We start from the raw sequence: 3,564 nt of genomic DNA, 5'->3' as shown, positions 1-3,564 counted from the left end.
TGGTGTAATGTAGCGGTAGATAATCGCACTAAGAGTACTCTGTAGTTCTACCCTTCCTTGGAGCGACCCCAGTTTGTAGTAATGACAAACTTGCTTGAGACGATGGTTAGCGAGGTTTTGAGCCCAGCTGTCCACATCCCCAGAGTTTTGAATCCGATTACTTTCATTGCAAATACGATTAACTTCATCAGCGATACGTCTTGCTACGTCCTGGCAGTTTTGCTTAGAAGCACGAGTGGACTGCCGGAGTTCGTTATACAGCAGTTCAAATAGTCCTTCCACGCCCAGGCAGACTTCCCTCATCATGATTTTCATTCAATAACGACCCTAACATACACGTACTCTCGACAAATTTGATTTAGGTTTAGACTATGTGCAGCCAAATTCCTCACCCTATAGCTCCTATGGAATTAGACGAACAAATTAACAATTTGATTGATAATGCCCCACAAGATGGAACGACGCCTCAATCGATTGAAGCGATCGCTCCAGTACTCAAACTTCTGGCGGAACAACTAAACCATCTGGAATATTACATTCTCCAAAATCTTGACCAAGGTTGGGTGTTGACTACACTGAGTAATCGTGCTAACCCTGACCTGGAGAAAAATGTTATTTATGCTTTTCCGACTGTTCAAGATGCTGCCAATTTTCATTCTGATTGGGATCCTCAACTTATGGCGTGCGGGGTGCCAGTCACTCACATTTTGTTTCAGATGTTGGCAATCGACACCGTCACTAGTACTGTTTTCTTTGATACACCTGGTAATTTAGCGGTTGGTTCAGAGGTCTCTCGAGAGGACCTACGAAATTTAATACAAGCTCAACTACAGCAAATCCGGTCAGCACCCAAGTCAGATTCTAACAATCAACCTCCTGACATTGCTTAAGTATGGCTTCACCAAAGCAGGGGATGACTGGATGAGGGGATGACTGGATGAGGGGATGACTGGATGAGGGGATAAGACACGGAAGACTATTGAATCACGCATTATTACCATCACCCCTGATCACTTCATTACTGATCCGGTCTCATCTAGGCACTTTTGATGCATGATCATGCATCAATATAGTTCTTTCGTGCCATCACGACCTCTGGCCATCTCCCCATCGGTGAATTTACTATCTGTAAACGCAACTTGGTATTAATTTGCCACTTGCTATAATAGTGCGGCTAAAATTGCGGTTAAGCCCCCAATATGCCTAGCAATAAAACTATGGTAGCTTCTTTTACTGGCTTCCCTGATACGGAAAATCACTGGGCAAAGCCATTTATTGAAGGTTTAGCCAATCAGGGAATGATTAGCGGTTTCCCTGATGGCAGATTCCGACCTAATCTACCCATGAATCGATCTCAGTTTGCTGCCATATTAAAAAACGCTTTTTCCCAACCCGAAAAACAACGATCTGCTCCGAAGTTTATTGATGTATCACAGAAACACTGGGCTTTGGAGGCGATTCAATATGCTTACGAAACTGGCTTTATGTCGGGTTATCCTGGTAATCGCTTCCGCCCAGACACTAATCTGGTTCGAGTGGAAGCCTTGGTAGCGATCGCAGCTGGCTTGAACCTTCCCTTGAGTGAGATATCGGATGTACAGATAGAGCTACCCCAACTCTATCAAGATGTGGATAAAATTCCTGGTTATGCCCGAGACAGGATAGCCACCGCTACGGATGCTAACATAATTGTCAATTATCCCAATCCCAAGCGACTGCGACCCACTCAAGTGGCAACTCGTGCTGATGTGGCAGGGTTTATCTATCAAGCTTTGGCGTATTTGGGTCAGGTGCCAGACCTAAACTCAAAATACACGGTTGCTTTCCAAACCACTAGGGAGGTTAGCCATCAGCGAGAGTTTCGGGGAGTTTGGGTTGCCAGTGTCTGGAACATTGACTGGCCCTCTGAAAAGGGTCTAGCTGTAGAAAAACAGCAAGAGGAACTGATCGAGATTATTGACCGGATTGAGGAACTTAACCTCAATGCTATGTTTTTCCAGGTACGACCGACGGGAGATGCGTTATATGCCTCAGAATTAGAACCTTGGAGTGAATGGCTAACAGGTACCCAAGGGCAAGCACCAGAACCGTTTTACGACCCGCTGGAGTTTGCGATCGCAGAATGTCACAAACGCAATATTGAACTACACGCCTGGTTTAACCCGTTCCGCGCTGCAACAGGATCACAAGTTTCCGCAAAAGTCAAGCCTCACATCAGCGTTACCCATTCAAACTATGTGTATCAACACGGTAAACAATTGTGGATGGATCCAGGAGTAAAAACAGTTCAGGACTGGACTTATAACGTGATTCTGGATGTAGTGGGTCGTTATGATGTCGATGGGATTCATCTGGATGACTATTTCTATCCTTATCCTATCAAAGATCAAGATTTTCCTGATCAAAAAACCTATGAAGCTGATCAGGAAGCTGGGGGTGAACTGAGTTTGGGGGATTGGCGCAGGGACAATGTGAATAAGATGGTTGAGCGTCTCTACACTGGCATTAAAGCTACTAAGCCAAAAGTTAAATTTGGGATTAGTCCCTTTGGAATTTATCGTCCTGGACAACCTCCTCAAATTAAGGGATTAGATCAATATGAAGCTATCTATGCTGACCCGAAAAAATGGTTAGAAGAAGGCTGGGTCGATTATATTGCTCCTCAACTTTACTGGCGCATTGAGCCTCCTGCCCAAAGTTATCCGGTTTTACTGCAATGGTGGACAGAAAATAATCCTAAAAATCGACACATTTATTCTGGGAATAGACTCAGTAAGTTAGATGGACAAGAGTGGCCGATTTCTGAGTATGAAGAACAAGTTGAAATTAGCCGCGATCTAGTGTCTCAACTCTCCCTAGGGAATATTTTCTATAGCATGAAAGTATTCACAGAAAATCGTTTAGAGGTGGTTGATCAGTTGAAAAGCTCTATTTATTCTGAACCTGCTGTTGTTCCTACTATGGAGTGGTTAAAGACTGAGCCACCTAAGACACCAGGTAATGTCAGAGCAAGAGATGGTAAGCTAAGTTGGCAGAAAGTTTGTGATGGAGAGATTTGTTATTGGACTCTTTATCGACAACAAGATGGGGTTTGGAGGTTGTACAAAATTCTGAATTCAGCCACGCTAGAGATAGCGCTAGAGTCGGGAATCTATGCCTTGTCAGCAGTGGATAGGATTGGGAACGAAAGTTTAGGAGTTGTGGTATCGTTGGGTTAAAGGTTGTTCGCCCTTGGCATCCCTATTAGGGTAGGTTCAATGGTTAAGGCAGATGTTGGCTAAACTCATCTAAAGAATTAGCTGTTAATGCCGTTGTCATTAAGGTGTCCAGTTGTTGGATATTTAAGCCTTGTAAGCTGTTGCGCATTTAAACTGTGATAACAGCATTGCCTTTGTTTTTTATTTTTCGTACCCATTTTATAATTAACCCTCCTTCATTTAAAAGATGATTTAACAAACATTCTAATTCTTCAATTGATTTGAAAACTCGATTGGCAATATATTCTTTTGCTGAATGCCAAACCAATTCAATTAAGTTATAATCAGGACTATACTCGGGAAGATA

3 protein-coding genes and 1 pseudogene are annotated in these 3,564 nt (G+C 43.3%); 2 read left to right on the top strand and 2 right to left on the bottom strand.

Translation table 11 applies throughout. The annotated features are described in order from the left end of the window. Window positions 1–303: pseudogene (locus F6K20_RS29335) on the bottom strand (heterocyst differentiation protein HetZ); the annotation flags it as partial. A 68-nt stretch (window positions 304–371) separates the two neighbouring features. Between F6K20_RS29335 and F6K20_RS29330 the strand changes: the two are divergent. Beyond that, window positions 372–890 (top strand): hypothetical protein, encoded by a 519-nt coding sequence (locus F6K20_RS29330; protein ID WP_008191405.1) that lies wholly within the window; start codon window positions 372–374, stop codon window positions 888–890. Window positions 891–1,217: 327 nt separating this feature from the next. Beyond that, a complete protein-coding gene (locus F6K20_RS29325) occupies window positions 1,218–3,218 on the top strand; it encodes a glycoside hydrolase family 10-like protein (protein ID WP_287250148.1) in 2,001 nt (666 codons plus the stop codon). Window positions 3,219–3,366: 148 nt separating this feature from the next. Here the strand turns inward: F6K20_RS29325 and F6K20_RS29320 are convergent. Then, on the bottom strand, window positions 3,367–3,564 hold a 198-nt coding region (locus F6K20_RS29320; RefSeq protein WP_287265468.1), incomplete at its 5' end, for a transposase.

The organism is Moorena sp. SIO2C4 (assembly GCF_010672485.1).
Taxonomy (GTDB): domain Bacteria; phylum Cyanobacteriota; class Cyanobacteriia; order Cyanobacteriales; family Coleofasciculaceae; genus Moorena; species Moorena producens.
Note: the sequence above shows the minus strand (reverse complement) of the source record. Positions and strands in the feature narration are given on the sequence as shown.